The organism is Pseudoduganella sp. jia 12, from assembly GCF_055502675.1.
Genome location: NZ_JBUXKP010000003.1, coordinates 563,467 through 580,784, shown reverse-complemented (window position 1 = coordinate 580,784; position 17,318 = coordinate 563,467). Strand labels below are relative to the sequence as shown.

17 protein-coding genes are annotated in these 17,318 nt (G+C 66.6%); 11 read left to right on the top strand and 6 right to left on the bottom strand.

The window, feature by feature from the left end:
* Positions 1-7 precede the first annotated feature (7 nt).
* Positions 8-673 carry a GNAT family N-acetyltransferase gene (locus tag ACY65G_RS08660; RefSeq protein WP_464996949.1) on the top strand — a complete coding sequence of 222 codons (666 nt, stop codon included), beginning with the start codon at positions 8-10 and terminating at the stop codon, positions 671-673.
* A 4-nt stretch (positions 674-677) separates the two neighbouring features.
* Here ACY65G_RS08660 and ACY65G_RS08655 read toward each other — a convergent pair whose 3' ends face one another.
* Positions 678-1,331, bottom strand: a complete 654-nt coding sequence (locus tag ACY65G_RS08655) for a GIN domain-containing protein (protein WP_464996948.1) — start codon at positions 1,329-1,331, stop codon at positions 678-680.
* A 143-nt stretch (positions 1,332-1,474) separates the two neighbouring features.
* Positions 1,475-1,984 carry a hypothetical protein gene (locus tag ACY65G_RS08650; RefSeq protein WP_464996947.1) on the bottom strand — a complete coding sequence of 170 codons (510 nt, stop codon included), beginning with the start codon at positions 1,982-1,984 and terminating at the stop codon, positions 1,475-1,477.
* Positions 1,985-2,103: 119 nt separating this feature from the next.
* Between ACY65G_RS08650 and ACY65G_RS08645 the strand changes: the two genes are divergently transcribed.
* Complete coding sequence (locus tag ACY65G_RS08645) at positions 2,104-2,460, top strand: translation initiation factor Sui1 (RefSeq protein WP_464996946.1); 357 nt, start codon at positions 2,104-2,106, stop codon at positions 2,458-2,460.
* A gap of 89 nt (positions 2,461-2,549) precedes the next feature.
* A complete protein-coding gene (locus ACY65G_RS08640) occupies positions 2,550-3,557 on the top strand; it encodes an alpha/beta hydrolase (RefSeq protein WP_464996945.1) in 1,008 nt (335 codons plus the stop codon).
* A 26-nt stretch (positions 3,558-3,583) separates the two neighbouring features.
* Here ACY65G_RS08640 and ACY65G_RS08635 read toward each other — a convergent pair whose 3' ends face one another.
* A complete protein-coding gene (locus tag ACY65G_RS08635; RefSeq protein WP_464996944.1) occupies positions 3,584-4,615 on the bottom strand; it encodes an AraC family transcriptional regulator in 1,032 nt (343 codons plus the stop codon).
* Between the two features lie 251 nt (positions 4,616-4,866).
* Here ACY65G_RS08635 and fabF point away from each other — a divergent pair, with 251 nt between their 5' ends.
* Both fabF and ACY65G_RS08625 read left to right on the top strand, forming a co-directional pair.
* A complete protein-coding gene (gene fabF / locus ACY65G_RS08630) occupies positions 4,867-6,135 on the top strand; it encodes a beta-ketoacyl-ACP synthase II (protein WP_464996943.1) in 1,269 nt (422 codons plus the stop codon).
* A gap of 103 nt (positions 6,136-6,238) precedes the next feature.
* The gene (locus ACY65G_RS08625; RefSeq protein ID WP_464996942.1) at positions 6,239-6,703 is read left to right on the top strand and encodes a hypothetical protein; all 465 of its coding nucleotides are present in this window, start codon (positions 6,239-6,241) and stop codon (positions 6,701-6,703) included.
* Between the two features lie 79 nt (positions 6,704-6,782).
* Here the strand turns inward: ACY65G_RS08625 and ppc are convergent, their stop codons facing one another.
* The gene (gene ppc / locus ACY65G_RS08620; RefSeq protein WP_464996941.1) at positions 6,783-9,671 is read right to left on the bottom strand and encodes a phosphoenolpyruvate carboxylase; all 2,889 of its coding nucleotides are present in this window, start codon (positions 9,669-9,671) and stop codon (positions 6,783-6,785) included.
* Positions 9,672-9,875: 204 nt separating this feature from the next.
* Between ppc and hemC the strand changes: the two genes are divergently transcribed.
* The 5 genes from hemC to ppa all read left to right on the top strand — a co-directional run bounded on the left by hemC (position 9,876) and on the right by ppa (position 14,724).
* Positions 9,876-10,835 (top strand): hydroxymethylbilane synthase, encoded by a 960-nt coding sequence (gene hemC, locus ACY65G_RS08615; protein WP_464996940.1) that lies wholly within the window; start codon positions 9,876-9,878, stop codon positions 10,833-10,835.
* Between the two features lie 3 nt (positions 10,836-10,838).
* Positions 10,839-11,633, top strand: a complete 795-nt coding sequence (locus ACY65G_RS08610; protein WP_464996939.1) for a uroporphyrinogen-III synthase — start codon at positions 10,839-10,841, stop codon at positions 11,631-11,633.
* Positions 11,630-12,820 (top strand): uroporphyrinogen-III C-methyltransferase, encoded by a 1,191-nt coding sequence (locus tag ACY65G_RS08605; protein WP_464996938.1) that lies wholly within the window; start codon positions 11,630-11,632, stop codon positions 12,818-12,820. Before ACY65G_RS08610 ends, ACY65G_RS08605 begins: the two co-directional genes overlap by 4 nt.
* 1 nt (position 12,821) lies before the next feature.
* On the top strand, positions 12,822-14,018 hold the full coding sequence (locus ACY65G_RS08600) for a heme biosynthesis HemY N-terminal domain-containing protein (RefSeq protein WP_464996937.1): 1,197 nt from the start codon (positions 12,822-12,824) through the stop codon (positions 14,016-14,018).
* A gap of 166 nt (positions 14,019-14,184) precedes the next feature.
* Positions 14,185-14,724, top strand: coding sequence for an inorganic diphosphatase (gene ppa, locus ACY65G_RS08595; protein ID WP_464996936.1), 540 nt, complete (start codon positions 14,185-14,187; stop codon positions 14,722-14,724).
* A 90-nt stretch (positions 14,725-14,814) separates the two neighbouring features.
* Here ppa and ACY65G_RS08590 read toward each other — a convergent pair whose 3' ends face one another.
* Positions 14,815-15,441, bottom strand: a complete 627-nt coding sequence (locus tag ACY65G_RS08590) for a GNAT family N-acetyltransferase (protein WP_464996935.1) — start codon at positions 15,439-15,441, stop codon at positions 14,815-14,817.
* Between the two features lie 9 nt (positions 15,442-15,450).
* Positions 15,451-15,903 (bottom strand): MerR family transcriptional regulator, encoded by a 453-nt coding sequence (locus ACY65G_RS08585; RefSeq protein WP_464996934.1) that lies wholly within the window; start codon positions 15,901-15,903, stop codon positions 15,451-15,453.
* Positions 15,904-15,983: 80 nt separating this feature from the next.
* On the opposite strand from ACY65G_RS08585, the gene ACY65G_RS08580 reads away from it, so the two are divergent.
* Positions 15,984-17,225: an NADH:flavin oxidoreductase/NADH oxidase family protein gene (locus tag ACY65G_RS08580; RefSeq protein ID WP_464996933.1), complete on the top strand. Its 1,242-nt coding sequence runs from the start codon at positions 15,984-15,986 to the stop codon at positions 17,223-17,225.
* Positions 17,226-17,318 lie beyond the last annotated feature (93 nt).

Genomic DNA, 17,318 nt, shown 5'->3' with positions numbered 1-17,318 from the left:
GAAGACGATGGAAAGGCTGGCCAACCCGGTCTGGGCCGCGCTGACGAGCGGCCAGCGCCACCTGGCGCGCGAGCTGGGCGAGATGCTGCATTACGAAGCCGACGTGGCGCCGTTCTGCGCGGTGCCGGAGCACGGCATGCAGGTTCCCGTGGCCGACCTGGAACGGCTGCCGGGCGATGTGTATTTCGTTGGCGCGATTCCTGCGGTGCCCGATGGCTGGCACATGAAGGAGCTGTCGGCCGTGCTGCAGATGGTGTACCGCGGCGGTCCGATCGCGCGCCCGCCGGGCGATGAAGCAAGCGAACTCGATGCGCTGGACCCGGCCATGCAGGCGCTGACCGCCGTGGCGTTCCCCGGCTATTTCCGCGCCCGCACCGGCACGATGGGCCGCTACGTGGGCGTGCGTGACGAGGGGCGATTGGTCGCCCTGGCCGGCGAGCGCATGGATTTCGGCGCACTGCGCGAGGTGAGCGCCGTCTGCACGCACCCCGATTGCACCGGGCGGGGGCATGCGCGGCGGCTGGTGCGCCATATCATGCATGGCATGCAGGCACAGGGCGTGACACCGATGCTGCACGTGGGGGCGCAGAACGCGCGTGCGATCGCGCTGTATGAAGCGCTGGGCTTCGAGCGCAATGGCGTGCTGCGGCACGCCAGCCTGTCGGCCGCTTGACCCCTCAGTCGCCTGCCGTGACGTTGCCGATGCCGGAGACCGACTTGTTCAGCGACTTCGGCTTGCCGAAGTAGGTGAGGCTGCCCATGCCGCGCACGACGGCGTTCAGCGTCTGGCTCGCGTGCACCTTCACGTCGCCGATGCCTTCGAAGTTGACGTCGGCGCGCTCGGTCTTCAGGTTCTGCGTGACCACCTCGCCCACGCCGCGCGCCTTCAGCCGCAGCCACTTCGTGCTGCCTTTCGCCTCCAGCCGCCCGGCACCTTCGAACTGCAGGTCGAGCCGCTCTTCCTTCACGTTGTCGATGACGACCTGGCCGGCACCCTCGACGATGCACTTGACCAGCGAGGGCACGGTGATGACGATCCTGTCGCCGTCCTTGAGCGACACGTTGTTCTTCTCCGCGTAGTCGATCCGCAGCTCGTCGGCCTTCACGCTGGTGGTCACCTTGCCGATGAACTCGGGCCGGCCCAGCACCTTCACCGATTGCGCCTTGCCGGCGTGGACTTCGATGTTGATCGGGCCGTGGATGGCGATGGCGCGGAAGGCGCCGAGCTGGCGCGCATCCTCGGCGCCATGGGCCGAGGTGGCGAGGAAGGCAGGGCACAGCAGCAGGTAAGGCAAAGAGCGGGACACAAAGCGGGACAGGACAGGGCGCATGGCAAGACCTTTTATCGTGATTGTATGGTGATGCGATTCTAGGACAGCGGCCGGTGGAGCAACCGGCGGATTGCGACGGAATGCCCGCACAGGGTAATGAACTGCGCAAGTGCCGGCATGCGCCAATGCCGGCAGGGCGGACGTTACAGCTCTTCAGGATCGTTCACCACTGCCCGCACATCGATCTGCAGCCCCGGCATGTCGTCCTCGTCGACACTGAACACCCCCCAATGAGCCTTGCGGCCGTTGGGCAAGGGCAGGCATAGGAGTTCCGGGCCTTCGTCCAGGGTCGACGCAATTTGCGCCACCACTTGCGTTTGTACTGCCCGGACCAGCGGCGTCAGCCGGCGCAGGTCGATGCCGCTTTGCTCCAGGTAACGCATGGTCTCGGCGACCTGGGCCTGCAACGTTGCGTTTTCGAAGTTCATGTCGCCCTCGCGCGCGGCATCGATCCAGACGTGATCGTCGGGCGGATGGATCTCGCTGCGCAGCGCATGGCCGAACAGGCAGGCCGCATAAGGATCCTTGCCCTCGAATTCGGATTTGGCCCACAGCAGGGGATTCGCCACGCCAAGCGCGGCGTAATCCGCAGCGATCGCCGCGATAGCCGGGTTTTGCTCGATGAGATATTCCTCGTACGTTTTTTTCGCCATCGGATGTCTTTCAACGGACAAGCAGCCTGCATCCCGGGCAAGCCGCATACAATGCTCGTTTCATTCCCCATGAGGCCCGGACCTCGGCGGGAGCAGCCAAATTTCGATATCATTAAATCATGAAAAATCGCGCGAGTGGTGGTCTCGTCTATTCCACCGATGGCGGGCGCATGTGCCCTGAATGCCGCCATCCCGTTTCGGCGTGTGCATGCAATGCCAAAACCGCCATCCTGGGCGACGGCGTTGTGCGCGTATCGCGCCAGACCAAGGGCCGGGGCGGCAAGAGCGTCACCGTCATCAAGGGGCTGGCGCTCGATGCCGTCGCCCTGGCTTCCCTGGGCAAGGCGCTGCGCACGGCCTGCGGCTCGGGCGGAACAGTGAAGGACGGCGTCATCGAAGTGCAGGGCGATCATTGTGAACTCGCCATGGAGTTTCTCAGAAAGCAGGGTCACGATCCGAAACGTGCCGGTGGCTAGGACATTCGATTCAATCAAAATCCTGCAGGCATCGGCTTCTTCGTGGCATTTTTCCTGAAGCTGGCCGAGCGGGAACTGCTGGAGTTGGCATGAAAGCGCCGAAAATGACGAAACCGAACCGCCTGCTGTCGGCAGTGCCTCTGTGGTGCATGGCCGCGGCCCTGGCGCACGGCCAGCCCATACGAACGCCGGTCGAAGCGCCAGGTCCCACGGGTCCCCTGAAAGGGGAAATGCTGTCCCCCGGCGCTGTATCCGGTGCGGTCCCGAGCCCGGTGGCCCTGATCATCCCCGGTTCCGGCCCGACGGACCGCGATGGCAACAGCCCGCTGGGTATTCGGGCATCCACCTATAAACTGCTTGCCGAAGACCTGGCCGCGCGCGGCGTGACGACGGTGCGCATCGACAAGCGCGGCATGTTCGCGAGCGCCGCGGCAACGCCGGACGCCAACGCGGTGACGATCGCCGACTACGCGAGCGACACGGGGGCCTGGATCGCGGCGCTGCGCCAGCGCACGGGCGCCGCCTGCGTGTGGCTCATCGGGCACAGCGAAGGAGGCCTGGTCGCGATGGCGGCTTCCCAAAGCCAGTCGGGCATCTGCGGCCTCGTGCTGGTGGCCGCCCCCGGGCGACGGCTCGCTGAAGTGCTGCGCGAGCAGCTCAAGGCGAATCCGGCGAACGCGCCGCTGCTCGGGCAGGCGTTGCCGGCAATCGATGCGCTCGAACAGGGGCGCCGGGTCGATACCGCCGCCATGCATCCGGCACTGCAGGCGCTGTTCGCGCCGCGCGTCCAGGGTTTCCTGGTCAGTGCCTTTTCATACGACCCGCCCCGCCTGCTCGCGGACTACCGCAAGCCGGTCCTGGTCCTGCAGGGCAAGCGCGATCTCCAGGTCAGCGAAGCCGATGCGCGCCTGCTGGCGCGGGCCGTCCCGCACGCCACGCTGGTGCTGCTCCCCGATGTCAACCATGTCCTCAAGGCGGTGGCATCCGGCGATGTGGGCGCGAACCATGCCGCCTACGGCGATCCAGCCTTGCCGCTTGCCCCGGAGGTTGGCAGTGCAGTGGCGAGCTTCATGCAGCGCCATCCGACGGCCGACTGAACCGCCAAGGGTGGCTGTCGCCATCGTCATTCACCCAGGCGGGAGCCCTTTCGATACTCGGCAGGGCTGCTGCCCGTCCATTGCTTGAACGCGCGGCAGAAACCCGTGGCGTCCGAAAAGCCCAGTTCGAAGGCCAGCGCGGCCACGCCCGTGTTCGAACTTGCCAGCCGGTGGACGGCGATATCGCGTCGCAGGCCGTCCTTCACCGCCTGGAAATGCGTGCCTTCCTCGGCGAAACGGCGGTTGAGGGTGCGAACGGACGTGTACAGCGCCTGGGCGAGATCCTGTATCGTCACCGGCCGAGGAAGATGCTGTTCGAGATATCCACGCGCCCTGGCCGCCGTGGAACCGCGATGCAGTGCGCTGAATGTCCAGTCTTCCGGCGCACGTTTCAGGAACGCCCACAGTTCATGCTTTTCGCGCTTGAACGGCGCCGCGCAATCCTGGTAGGCAAAGTAAATGCCCGTCGTGCCCGCATCAAAATGCACTTCGCCCGGATACAGGAATGCATGGTCGTCCGCGTGCCTGGGCCTGGCGAAACTGAATGCCACGCGGTGCAGGCCGACCTCCCTGCCAAGCAGCCAGGATGCGATGCCGTGCACGAGCTTCATCATCAACTCGTGCCCGAGCGGCGTGACCGGCGTGCCGGGTGCACGTTCCACGAGCGCCAGCCGTACCAGGGCGTTTTTCGTCGAGATGTGCAGCCGGTAATCGTCGAGCAGCAGGTTCCAGAAGCGGACAAAACGGTTCAGCGCCACCAGCACGGTCGGCGCATCCAGCAGGCTGAGCATGAGGTACTTCAGCGTGCCGGTGCGGATCGGTCGCGACCACAGTCCCAGCATTTCATCGTCGAGCGTGGCCGCGACCGTGCGGTACAGCGCGACATATTGCTGGCGCGTCAGCCGCGCGTCCGGCTGGTGAAGCAGGGACGGGGGAATGGCGGCTCCCGCGAGCACCTGTGCCGCCACCTCGTCGCCGCGGCGCGTGCGAACGTGGTGCAGCATCCCGTGCAGGAAGTGGCCGGAAAGGGTGAGGGTGCCTTGCAGGGGCGTTTTCATCGTTCGATCATTATGGCGCATTATGCATATTCGTTGGCGCGATCCGCCAGCCTTTCCCGCCCAGTCTCCCTATACTGGGCCACCTTTCGACGCAGTACGCCGGTCGTCACGATCGTGGCATGGCGTATTTCGCCTACATATTCAGCTTACGTATTTAGCTTACGTATTCAGCTTACGTATTCAGCGTAAGTATTCAGCTGATGTATTTCGCTTATCCATACCTGCCGTCATTGGCCAGCCGAGGAGCATGCATGAACACAAGACGAATTGTCGTGACCGGGATGGGGATGGTGTCGCCCCTGGGTTGTGGCGTGGAAGCCGTATGGCGCCGCCTCCTGGACGGCCAGTCGGGACTGGCTGCGCTGCCCGCGGCTGTCACGGAAGGGATTGCGGCCAAGGTTGCCGGCATCGTGCCGGAACTGGCGCCGGACCGCCCATGGGGCTTCGATCCCGCCCTGGCCGTGGCGCCGAAGGACCAGAAGAAAATGGACCGGTTCAGCGTGTTCGCCCTGGCCGCCGCGCAGGAAGCCCTGACCCAGGCCGGCTGGCAGCCCGGCACCGACAGCGAGCGTGAAAGGACGGCCACCATCGTCGGCTCGGGCGTGGGCGGATTCGGCGCCATCGTGGAGGCCGTACGTACCACCGACGGCCGCGGGCCGAAGCGGCTGTCGCCCTTCACCGTTCCCAATTTCCTGGCCAATATGGCCGCCGGCCATATCTCCATCCGCCACGGCTTTCGCGGCCCGCTCGGCGCGCCCGTCACGGCGTGCGCGGCCAGCGCCCAGGCCATCGGCGATGCGGCCCGCCTGATCCGTGCCGGGGAAGCCGATATCGCCGTGTGCGGTGGCGCCGAGGCTTGCATCGATCGCGTCAGCCTCGGCGCGTTCGCCGCCGCCCGGGCGATGTCGACCGGCTTCAGCGACGATCCGGCCCGGGCATCGCGCCCCTTCGATGTCGAACGGGATGGCTTCGTCATGGGCGAAGGGGCGGGCATGCTGGTCATCGAGGAACTGGAGCACGCATTGCGCCGCGGCGCGACGCCGATCGCGGAACTGCTGGGGTATGGCACGAGCGCCGACGCTCATCACATGACGTCACCGCCCGAGGACGGCGCCGGCGGCCGGCGCGCCATGGAACTGGCGATCCGGCAGGCGAACCTGGCACCCGCGCAGATCGGGCACCTGAACGCCCATGCCACCTCCACGCCGGTCGGCGACACCAGCGAACTGGCGGCCATCAGGGCGATCTTCGGCACGGGTCGCGGTCCCGCCGTATCGGCCACCAAGTCGTCGACAGGGCACCTGCTCGGCGCCGCCGGCGGCGTGGAAGCGATTTTCACCGTGCTGGCCCTGCGCGACCAGGTAGCGCCGCCCACGTTGAACCTGGCACGGCCCGATCCGGCGGCGGAAGGCATCGACATCGTCGGCGGATCGGCCCGCAGGATCGCGACGGAGTACGCCATCTCCAACGGCTTCGGTTTCGGCGGCGTCAACGCCAGCCTCGTGTTCGGCCGGCACTGACGCCGGGCGTGGCTGGCGACACGCCGGCAAGGACATGTTTATAGTCGAGCAGCGGCCACGCTGGATGGCCGCTCCCATGTCCACCTGCTCAGGAGTTTAAAAGATGAATCTTCGCAGCCTGCTTCCCTCCATCCTGATCGGCGCCGTCGCCAGCGCGCGGTCGATGACGCCAATGGCCACCATCGCCACGGCGCGCCTTGCGGGCCGCCACACACCGGGGCGGCTCGTGCTGCTGGATAACCCGCTGTTCAAGTATGGCGCGCTGGCGATGGGGGCGGGGGAGCTGGCCGGGGACAAGATGAAGTCCGCGCCGGACCGCACCGTGCCCCTGGGACTGCTCGCACGCGTGCTGAGCGCGGGGATCGCCGGGGCGGCGCTGGCGCCCGAAGGCCGGGAAGGGGCCGGCGCGGCGGTCGCGGTGGCAACTGCCGTGCCGCTTTCCTACCTGACCCTCGCGGCCCGCAAGGAGGCGATCGCTCACATCGGCCAGACCCGCAGCGGCCTGATCGAGGATGTGCTGATCCTCGCCGCGGGCGCCGCGATCGTGGCCCTGTCGTCGAAGGCGTGATGCCGGTACCGGCAACGAAAAGCGGGCCCGCAGGCCCGCTTGCTTGTTGCCGGCAACAAGCCGGCATCGTGGCTGATACTCAGCCCGTGTTGCGCAACCCGGCGGCCACGCCGTTGATCGACAGGTGGATCCCCCGGTGCACGCGGGGATCGGCCTTGTCCGTATCGACCGCCAGCGCGCGGCGCCGCTTGATCAGCTCGACCTGCAGGTGGTTCAGCGGATCGAGGTAGGGGAAGCGGTTCTGGATCGAGCGTGCCAGCAGCGGGTTGCCGGCCAGCCGTTCGGTCACGCCGGTGATGGTTTCCAGCACCTCCAGCGTTTGCCGGTATTCGTCGCCGATGCGCTTGAAGATCCGCTCGCGCAGTTCCCTGTCGGGCACCAGTTCGGCGTAGCGCGAGGCGATCGCCAGGTCGGTCTTGGCGAACACCATGTCCATGTTCGACAGCAGTGTCGCGAAGAACGGCCAGTGCCCGGCCATGTCGCGCAGCTGGGCCATGCGCTCGTCGTGGTTGCCCTCCGCCACCCAGCCGGCAACGGCACTGCCGAAGCCATACCAGCCCGGCAGCAGCAGGCGGCACTGGCCCCACGAGAAGCCCCAGGGAATCGCGCGCAGGTCTTCGATGCGCTTGGTCGACTTGCGCGAGGCGGGGCGCGAACCGATGTTCAGCTCCGCGATCTCGGCGATCGGCGTGGCGGCAAAGAAGTAGTCGGTGAAGCCCGGCGTTTCGTACACGAGGTTGCGGTAGGCCTTGTAGGCGCGGTCGGAAAGGTCCGCCATCACGGCCTCGAAGCCGGCCAGCCGTTCGCCGTGCTCCGGGTGCGCGGCCGGCATCAGGCTCGCTTCCAGCGTGGCGGCGACCAGGCGCTCCAGGTTGCGGCGGCCGATCTCCGCGTTCGAGAATTTCGACGCGATGATCTCGCCCTGTTCCGTCAGGCGGATCTGGCCGTTGACGGTGCCTTTCGGCTGGGCCAGGATCGCTTCGTAGCTCGGGCCGCCGCCGCGGCCCACCGTGCCGCCGCGGCCATGGAACAGGCGCAGCTTCACGCCGGCCTTGCCGAACACCTCGATCAGCGCGATCTCGGCCTTGTAAAGCTCCCAGTTCGACGTGAGGAAGCCGCCATCCTTGTTCGAGTCCGAATACCCCAGCATCACTTCCTGGATCCGGCCGCGCTGGTCGATCAGCTTGTTCACCAGCGGCAGCGCCATCACCGCTTCCATGATGCCGGCGGCACGCTGCAGGTCGGGAATCGTTTCGAACAGCGGAATCACCATCAGGTCCGCCGTCGTTTCACCGGCGGCATTCCGGCGCAGCAATCCTGTCTCCTGTTGCAGCACCAGCACTTCCAGCAAATCGGACACGGTTTCCGTGTGCGAGATGATGTAGTTGCTGATCGCCCGTTCGCCGTAGCGGCGGCGGATTTCCCGGGCGGCGCGGAAGATCGACAGCTCGGTCTGCGTTTCTTCCGTGTAGTCGAGGTAGGGCGAATACAGCAGGCGTGGCTGGTCCAGCTCTTCCAGCAGCAGTTTTACCTTGGCATCCTCGTCCAGCTCCGCGTAGTTCGGCAGCGCGCCGGCGCGGGCGAACAGCTCGGTCAGCACGCGCTCGTGCACGTCGGAACTCTGGCGCATGTCCAGCGAGGCCAGGTGGAAGCCGAAGATGTCGGCGGCGCGCTTCAGCGTTGTCAGGCGCGGGCGCGCCAGCATGCCGCCGTGGTTCGCTTCCAGCGAATCGATCAGCACCTGCAGGTCGGCCGAGAATTGCGCCGCTCCCGCATAGGGTTCGGCATGGCCCACTTCCTTGCGCAGGATATTGGTGGCGCCCAGTGCGCGGGCCGTGCTGGCCAGGCGCGCGTAGATGCCGATCAGCGCGCGGCGGTAGGGCTCGTCGGCGCGGTGGTCGGACTGGTCCGGCGACGCATCGGCCAGCGCCTGCAGCGCCGGGCTGCACCCGATCATCAGCGTGGAGACCGACAGGTCGGCGCCCAGCGCGTGCGCTTCGTCGAGATAGAAATCGAGGATGGTCGTGGCCTGGCGGGCCAGCGCATGCTGCATCGTCTCGGCGTTCACGTTCGGGTTGCCGTCGCGGTCGCCGCCGATCCAGCTGCCCATCTGCAGGTAGGGCGCTTCGATGCGCGGCACCCCGGCCGGCGCGTCGCCGGCGCCATACTGCTCGGCGATATCGCATTCGATATCGTCGTACAGGCCCGGCACTTCGCGCAGGAACGTGATGCGGTAGTACGACAGCGCATTCTCGATCTCGTCGGCCACCGTCAGTTTCGTGTAGCGCAGCATGCGGGTCTGCCACAGGGTGGCGATGCGTACGCGCAGCATGTGCAGGTTGGCGGCGCGTTCGCGCGGCGTCAGCGGCAGGTCGCGTTCGGCCAGCAGGCGTGCGATGTCGTGCTCGGCGTCCAGGATCGACTTGCGCTGCACCTCGGTCGGGTGGGCGGTCAGCACGGGCGCGATCAGCGCTTCCTGGAAGAAGTCCTGCACGCTTTCCTGGCCCACGCCGGCTTCCTTCAGCTTGGCGAGCGCGAAGCGGATGCTGCCGCGCCTCGGCGCCGAAGCCGCCAGCAGGTGGGCACGGCGGCGGCGGATGTGGTGCTGGTCTTCCGCGATATTGGCCAGGTGGGAGAAGTAGGAGAAGGCGCGCACCACCGAGATGGTCTGTTCCTTCGTCAGGATCTTCAGCATGCCGTCCAGCTCTTTCGCGGCGCCGGCGTCCGCCTCCCGGCGGAAGCGCACGGCGGTCTGGCGGATCGTTTCCACCACGGCGAAGACTTCCTCGCCTTCCTGTTCGCGCAGCACGTCGCCGAGCAGGCGGCCGAGCAGGCGGATATCTTCTTTCAACGGCGCGTCCTTGTCGGCGGCGCCTTGTTCGTTGTGTGGCTCAGCCACTTGACCAGCACTTGCTTGATTAACCATGGAATGATCGCTACGAAGTGGCAAAGTTGTGGTTCGGTGCATTGGGCTCGTGGCCACGGCTGCAGGGAAGGCGCGTGCTAGAATTTGTGATCCATCGTAAGGCACATCCTCACGCGCAGCTTACTGGTGCACGCCGGTCAGCGTGGGCAGCAGCGAAATAATTATTGAAAATATAGCGAAAAGTACAGGAAAGAAGCGGCTTTGAATACCTCTGAAATTGTCGGGACTGAAGTGCTCGGGACTCAAGTGCATTTGCAGGTTCCATCCAGGCTGGTGATCGCTTCGCGCGAAAGCCGCCTCGCCATGTGGCAGGCCGAGCACGTGCGCGCACGCTTGTCTTTATTATATCCCCAGTGTTCCGTCGAGATCCTCGGCATGACGACCCGCGGCGACCAGATCCTGGACCGCACGCTGTCGAAGGTGGGCGGCAAGGGTCTGTTCGTGAAGGAACTCGAGGTGGCCATGGCCGAGGGGCGCGCCGACCTGGCCGTGCACTCGCTGAAGGATGTGCCGATGGAGCTGCCGGAAGGCTTCGCGCTGGCCGCCGTGCTCGAGCGCGAAGACCCGCGCGATGCCTTCGTGTCGAACGACTACGCGTCGCTGGACGAGTTGCCGGCGGGCGCCATCGTCGGCACCAGCAGCCTGCGCCGCCAGGCATTGATCGCGGCGCGCCATCCGCACCTCGTGATCAGGCCGTTGCGGGGCAACCTCGACACGCGTCTCGGCAAGCTCGACCGCGGTGACTACGCGGCCATCATCCTCGCCGCCGCCGGCCTGAAACGCCTGGGCCTGCCGCAGCGCATCCGTGCCGTGCTCGACCCGGCCGAGAGCCTGCCGGCCGCCGGGCAGGGCGCCATGGCGATCGAGATCGCCGCCCGCACCGACGGCGTCGACCTGGTGGCGCTGCTGGCGCCGCTGAACCACGTGCCCACGGCGCAAGCCGTGACGGCCGAGCGCCGCGTATCGAAGGTGTTCGGCGGCAGCTGCCAGGTGCCGCTGGCCGCCCATGCGACGATCGATGGCGACGGGATGCACCTGCGCGCGATGGTCGCCACGCCGGACGGCAAGCGCATCGCCAGCGCGGAGGTGCACGGCCCCGCCACCGATGCGGCCCAGCTGGGCGACCAGGTCGCGGAAAAGCTGCGCGAACAGGATGCGGTGGCGATCCTCGCGTCCTGCCTGGCGGAGGCGGACGGCGGGGCCTGACGGATGCCAGGCGCCGTCGTCATCACCCGTCCGCGCGCGCAGGCGCTGCCGCTGGCCGAGCGCGTGGCGGCGCTGGGCCTTCGCGCCGAAGTGCTGCCGCTGCTCGACATCGCACCGCTGCCCGACCCCGGCGCGCTGCGCGCCGTGCTGGCGCGGCTGCACGAATTCGCGCTCGTGGCGTTCGTGTCGCCGAATGCGATCGATGCGGCGTTTGCTCATATACCCGAGTTCCACCCTGCCTGGCCGGCCGGCGTCACGGTGGCCGTCGTTGGCGAGGGCAGCCGCGCCGCGCTGGCCGCCCATGGCGTCACACCGGCCACGGCAACCATCGTCAGCCCGCTGGACCCCATCCACAGCGACTCCGAACACCTGCTGCAGGCGCTCGACCTGGCCGCGCTGGACGGCAGGGAAGTGCTGATCGTGCGCGGCGAAGCGGGCCGCGAACTGATGGGTGACGGCTTCCGCGCCGCCGGCGCCCGCGTGACCGCGATGCCCGCCTACCGGCGCAGCGTGCCGCCGCTGACGCCCGCATTCGAGACACGCCTGCGCGCGCTGCTGGCCGAACCGAACGACTGGATCATCACCAGCTCGGAAGCGCTGCGCGGCCTGTTCATGCTGCTGGAAGAACTGGCCTGTTCGACCGGAAACGAAGACGTTGTGGCAAAGATGCAACAGCAGCATGTCATTGTCCCGCATGCCCGGATTGCCGAAACGGCCCGTCTGCTCGGTCTCTCCCATGTGACCCTCACAGGATCCGGCGACGAGCGCCTGCTCGCCGCGTTACAATCACGGCCATGAACGAATTGCCTACCTTACCCGACCCGGCCGCACCGCAAGGCGCGGCCGCTTCACAAGCTGGCTCCCAGGCCGGCGCGGCCGCTTCACAAGCTGGCCCCCAGGCCCCGGCCGGGCCGCCGCCGTCCGCTCCCGCCAGCGGCCTCACGAACCGCAACCTCACGATCGCCGTGGCCGTGCTGGCCGTGCTGCTGGCCGCGCAGGCGGTGAACACGCACACGCAGTTGCGCAAGGTGCGTTCGGAAACGGCGCTGCGGCTGCAGAAGGGCGATGCCGTCAACGCGGAATCGAACCAGCTCGTGAAGACGGTGCAGGAAGCGACCCGCGAACTGCAGGTGAAGGTAGGCGTGCTGGAAAACCGCCAGCAGGAAGCGCAGGCCCAGCAACTGGCGCTGGAACAGCTCTACAACGACATGTCGCGCAACCGCGACGATTGGGCGCTGGCCGAGATCGAACAGGTGCTGTCGACGGCAAGCCAGCAGCTGCAGCTGGCCGGGAACGTGCCGGGCGCGCTGATCGCGCTGCAGAATGCCGACCGCAACTTGTCGCGTTCGGACACGCCGCAGTTCATCACGATCCGCCGCGCCATCGCGCGCGATACGGAAAAGCTGAAGGCGCTGCCGAGCGTGGATTCGGTGGGCCTGGCTGTCCGGCTCGACAACATGATCGCCCTTGTCGATGCGCTGCCGATGCTGGCCGACGCCACCACGGCGACGGGGCCGCAACGGGCAGGGCAGCGGTTCGGCCAGGGCGGGGCGGCGGGCGCCAGCAAGGCTCCGCACATGGAACCGGTGGTGCCGCAGGATACGTGGGTCACGCGCCTGCAGGCGGCCTGGAATGGCTGGAGCAGCGAAATGTGGACCGACGTGCGCCAGCTGATCCGCGTGCGCACCGTGGAGAACCCGGAGTCGATGCTGCTCGCCCCCGAACATGCGTACTTCCTGCGCGAGAACCTGAAGCTGCGGCTGCTGAACGCGCGCATGGCCCTGCTGTCGCGCAACGAGGCCGCCTTCCGCGCCGACCTGCTGGCCGCGCAGGAAATGCTGGCCCGGCACTTCGACACGAAGGCGGGCGCCACGCGCACCGTACAGGCGCTGTTGCGCCAGCTGCAAGGCAGCAACCTGTCGATCGAGATGCCCACGCTTTCGGAAAGCCTGAACGCCGTGCGCAACTACAAGGCGAAACCCTGACATGCGCGTTTTCCTCTGGCTACTTGCGCTGATGGCGGCCGCCATCGGCATCGCCGTGACGGCCCGCTACAACCCCGGCAACGTGGTGCTGTTCTACGCTCCCTACCGGATCGACCTGTCGCTCAATTTCTTCGTGGTGCTGCAGGTACTGCTGTTCGCGCTGCTGTATGCGGTGGTGCGCGCCGTGCGTGCCACGGCGAACATGCCGGCGCGCGTGGCCGACTACCGCCAGCGCAAGCGTGAGCGCGACGGCAACAAGGGCCTGCGCGACGCGCTGAAGGCGCTCTTCGAAGGCCGCTTCGGCCATGCCGAGAAGGCCGCGCTGCGCGCCGCCGAGCTGCCGGAAAACGCCGGCGTGGCCGCCCTGATCGGTGCCCGTGCCGCGCACCGCATGCGCCAGAACGCGCGCCGCGACCAGTGGCTGGCCCGCATCGTCGACGATCCCGCGATGAAGACGGCACGCCTGATGACGATGACCGAGCTGCTCGTCGACGACCACCAGCCCGAGGCGGCGCTGGCCGCCGTGCGCGAGCTCAACGCCAGCGGCACGCGCCACATCCACGCGCTGCAATGGTCGCTGAAGGCCGAGCAGCAGGCCAAGAACTGGCCGGAAGTGCTGCGCCTCGTGCGCTCGCTGGACAAGCACCGCGCGCTGCACCCGGCGCTGTCGGCACGGCTGCGCGAGCTGGCCTATGAAGACCTGCTGTCGGACCGGGCGCACGACGCGGAATCGATCCTGCGAGTGTGGTCCACGATCCCCACGACCGACCGCGTGAAACCGTATGTGGCGTGCCGTGCGGCCACCGCCCTCAATTCGCGCGGCCTGCATGACGAGGCGCGCAACGTGGCCGAAGAAGCGCTGAAGGCGAACTGGGACGAGCGCGTGGTGCGTGCCTATCGCGAAGCGGCCGCCCCGGCCGGCTCGGCTGCGCTCCTGGCGCAGATCGAGCATTGCGAAGCCTGGCTGCTGGAACGCCCCACGGATGCCGAACTGGCCCTCACGCTGGGCTCGCTGTGCCTGAAGCAGAAACTGTGGGGCAAAGCCCAGCGTTACCTGGAGCAGGCGCTGTCCGACGCCTCCGACCCCGTCATGGTGCGCGACGCCCACCTGAAACTGGCCCAGCTGCACGAAGCGCTGCAGCAGCCCGAGGAAGCCGCCAGCCACTACCGGCAGTGCGCGCTGGCGACCATCCTGTAAAAGTTGCCCGAAAAATGGGGACGTACCCCATTTTCCGGGAAATATTTCTTAAAAAATGGGGTACGTCTCCATTTTTGCAGCAAGATTTGCTGCGCCGCATCAGCTTTCATTTGGCTATAATTGCGCGGTTTAGCCAATTGACAAAGCTGTATTACCGAGGAAAAACATGAGTTTGAATAAAGTATCCGCCGGCCGCGACGTGCCGAACGACTTCAACGTGATCATCGAGATCCCGATGAACGCCGATCCGATCAAATACGAAGTGGACAAGGAATCGGGCGCGATCTTCGTCGACCGCTTCATGGGCACCGCGATGCACTACCCGTGCAACTACGGCTATGTGCCGAACACGCTGTCTGCCGACGGCGACCCGGTCGACGTGCTGGTCATCACGCCGTTCCCGCTGATTCCGGGCGTGGTGGTGCGCTGCCGCGCGATCGGCGTGCTGAAGATGACGGACGAAGCCGGCCAGGATGCGAAAGTGCTGGCCGTGCCAGTCGACAAGGTGCTGCCGATCTACAAGCACTGGCAAAAGCCGGAAGACCTGCAAGACCTGCGCCTGCAGCAGATCCAGCACTTCTTCGAGCACTACAAGGACCTGGAGCCGGGCAAGTGGGTCAAAGTCGACGGCTGGGCCGGTCCGGAAGAAGCCAAGGAAGAAATCCTTTCGGGCGTGGCCGCGTACAACAACGGCGAATCGAAGTAATCGCTCTACGCACCGCCAACAAAAAGGCAGCTTCGGCTGCCTTTTTTTATCGGCGCCAGTTCGCGCGGGCGCCTGATACCTGCTTCACCGTCAGGTGCCCGGGTGGGGCGGAACGGAACTGTCTTTCCCGGTATCGACCGAGAAAACCGGGCCATGCCAACGACTGTCATCGAGGTTGGCACAGGCATGACGGTCCGGCCAGCAGGTGGCGAGCAGCGTTCGCCAGAACGCTGCCGCTGCCGTGTTTTCATGGATGACCCGGATTTCCCAGCATGCCGGCGCCATGCCGAGAATACGGCGCGCGGCGTGGCTGCCGACGCCATGGCGGCGGTACTTGCGAACGATGAAGAACTCCAGCATGGCGCGGGTATTTCCCGGCACGCGCACTTCGTCATTCACCAGTGCGAAACCGGCCCACTTGCCATCGACCTTGATGACATGGGCCGCATACGCGGGATCGATCCAGAAGCAGTCCAGGTCGTAATACCCATACTGGCCGTGCTCATCGAGGTCGGTGCCGTCCAGTTCCGAAAAATCGTGCTGGTAGAGTTCCATCATGTGCCGCACGATCAGCCGTTCGCTGTTTTCGGCGCGTCGAACTTCAATATCCATGAACGGGTTCCTCGTGAGGGTAATCGCTTGCAGGCGCGATCGCCGGTCGGCCTGCAAGCCGGTTGCAGCCCGACAGGATGCCAGTACGCCGGCTGATGTGATCACCAGCCTGGCTCATGCCGGGACGTGCTTCGAAGGCCCGGACGCCGCAACCGCAGCGGGCTCCGCATCGCACGCGGGACCTCCTCTGGCAAGTGCCGCCTGGTTCAGGCATTCCCCTTGCGCCCATGCCTGCTGCAGGCGCTCCCTGGCGTCCAGCAGCGCCTGGCGCTGGGCGGCCAGCGTGGCCATCAGGCCATCGATCTCGCCGAGCCGGGTGTCGAGGCCCTGCAGCAGCCCATCCTGCAATGCCGTGCCCTGCAATCCGAGCACGGTGCGGATGGCATCGAGCGAAAAGCCCAGCTTCTGCCCCACGTCGATCAGGTTCAACTGCTCCAGCGCCGACTCCTGGTAGACGCGATAGCCATTCGCGCCGCGGCTGGCCCGGGGCAGCAGGCCTTCCTGCTCGTAATAGCGGATCGTCGACGCCGCCATGCCGCTGCGGGCGGCCAGTTCACCAATCCTCATGTTCGTGCGCATTCTCCGCTTGACCTTCAAGTTGACTTGAAGCTTAGGATACCCCATCTTTCACCCATTCCGAGGTTTCCATGATGTTCACCCCGCTCGTGTTGCCGAACGGCGCCACCGTGCCCAACCGCCTTGCCAAGGCCGCCATCGAAGAAAACATGGCCGGGCCCGGGCAATTGCCGGGCGCCGCGATCCACCGCCTCTACGAACGCTGGGCGGACGGTGGCGCGGGCCTGATCATTACCGGCAACGTGATGGTCGACGGTGGCGCCCTGACCGGCCCCGCCACGCTCGTGCTGGAAGCGCACACGCCGCTCGAGCCCTTCCGGCTCTGGGCACGGGCGGCACGGCGCCATGGTGCACACGCGTGGATGCAGATCAACCACCCGGGGCGCCAGGTAATGGCGAACATGGGGGGCGCCGCCATGGCGCCGTCGGCCATCGCGCTCGACATGGGCAAGCACAGCAAGCTGTTCGCCCAGCCGGTGGCCATGACCGCCGCCGATATCGGCGAGGTGGTCGCACGGTTCGCGGCCACGGCGCACGCAGCCGAAGAGGCCGGCTTCACCGGTGTGCAGATCCATGCCGCCCATGGCTACCTGATTTCGCAGTTCCTGTCGCCGCTGGCCAACCGGCGCACCGACGAGTGGGGCGGCAGTCTCGCCCGGCGCGCGAGGCTGCTGCTGGACGTGGTGCGCGCCGTGCGCGCCAGCGTGTCGCCAGGCTTTTGCGTGGCGGTCAAGCTCAATTCCGCCGACTTCCAGCGCGGTGGATTCTCCGAGGCGGACGCCAGGGAAGTCGTGCTCATGTTGAACGACTTGCCGGTGGACTTGGTGGAACTGTCCGGTGGCAGCTACGAAAGTCCGGCCATGCAGGGCGAAACCGCGGATGGCCGCACGCTGGCGCGCGAAGCGTACTTCCTCGATTTCGCCCGGGAGCTGGCCTCCGTGGCACGCATGCCGGTCATGACCACGGGTGGCATTGCCCGCCGTGCCGTCGCGGAACAGGTGCTGGCCAGCGGTGTCGCGATGGCTGGCCTGGCCACGGCGCTGGCCGCCAGGCCGGACCTGCCGCGGCAATGGCAGGCGGGTCATGATGTCGTTGCGCGCATGCCCGCCGTGCGATGGCGCGACAAGACCCTTGCCGGCCTGGCGCGGCTGGCGCTCGTGCGCCGCCGCATCCGCAGCCTCGGTGCGGGCAAGGATGGCGGCATCCGCTACCAGCCCTTGTGGACACTGGTCGTGGACCAGTTGCGCTCGGCATGGATGGCGAAGCGTTACCGCGCCTGGCGCATGTCCGGGCAAGGCGGGCAATCGGCATAACGATATGCGATGCCGCCGCATAACAATATGCAAAGGTATTCGTGGCTCCTCTCATAACCCCTCCTTATGATAACGACACTCATCTGTAGTTAT

Bases quoted from the DNA above. Each gene is read 5' to 3' on its own strand.
- ACY65G_RS08580 (WP_464996933.1), top strand. From the start codon at position 15,984: ATGATGTTCACCCCGCTCGTGTTGCCGAACGGCGCCACCGTGCCCAAC.
- ACY65G_RS08645 (WP_464996946.1), top strand. From the start codon at position 2,104: ATGAAAAATCGCGCGAGTGGTGGTCTCGTCTATTCCACCGATGGCGGG.
- ACY65G_RS08635 (WP_464996944.1), bottom strand. From the start codon at position 4,615: ATGAAAACGCCCCTGCAAGGCACCCTCACCCTTTCCGGCCACTTCCTG.
- ppc (WP_464996941.1), bottom strand. From the start codon at position 9,671: ATGCACCGAACCACAACTTTGCCACTTCGTAGCGATCATTCCATGGTT.
- ACY65G_RS08640 (WP_464996945.1), top strand. From the start codon at position 2,550: ATGAAAGCGCCGAAAATGACGAAACCGAACCGCCTGCTGTCGGCAGTG.
- ACY65G_RS08610 (WP_464996939.1), top strand. From the start codon at position 10,839: ATGCCAGGCGCCGTCGTCATCACCCGTCCGCGCGCGCAGGCGCTGCCG.
- ACY65G_RS08600 (WP_464996937.1), top strand. From the start codon at position 12,822: ATGCGCGTTTTCCTCTGGCTACTTGCGCTGATGGCGGCCGCCATCGGC.
- ACY65G_RS08625 (WP_464996942.1), top strand. From the start codon at position 6,239: ATGAATCTTCGCAGCCTGCTTCCCTCCATCCTGATCGGCGCCGTCGCC.
- ppa (WP_464996936.1), top strand. From the start codon at position 14,185: ATGAGTTTGAATAAAGTATCCGCCGGCCGCGACGTGCCGAACGACTTC.
- ACY65G_RS08605 (WP_464996938.1), top strand. From the start codon at position 11,630: ATGAACGAATTGCCTACCTTACCCGACCCGGCCGCACCGCAAGGCGCG.
- ACY65G_RS08650 (WP_464996947.1), bottom strand. From the start codon at position 1,984: ATGGCGAAAAAAACGTACGAGGAATATCTCATCGAGCAAAACCCGGCT.
- ACY65G_RS08585 (WP_464996934.1), bottom strand. From the start codon at position 15,903: ATGAGGATTGGTGAACTGGCCGCCCGCAGCGGCATGGCGGCGTCGACG.
- ACY65G_RS08655 (WP_464996948.1), bottom strand. From the start codon at position 1,331: ATGCGCCCTGTCCTGTCCCGCTTTGTGTCCCGCTCTTTGCCTTACCTG.
- fabF (WP_464996943.1), top strand. From the start codon at position 4,867: ATGAACACAAGACGAATTGTCGTGACCGGGATGGGGATGGTGTCGCCC.
- ACY65G_RS08660 (WP_464996949.1), top strand. From the start codon at position 8: ATGGAAAGGCTGGCCAACCCGGTCTGGGCCGCGCTGACGAGCGGCCAG.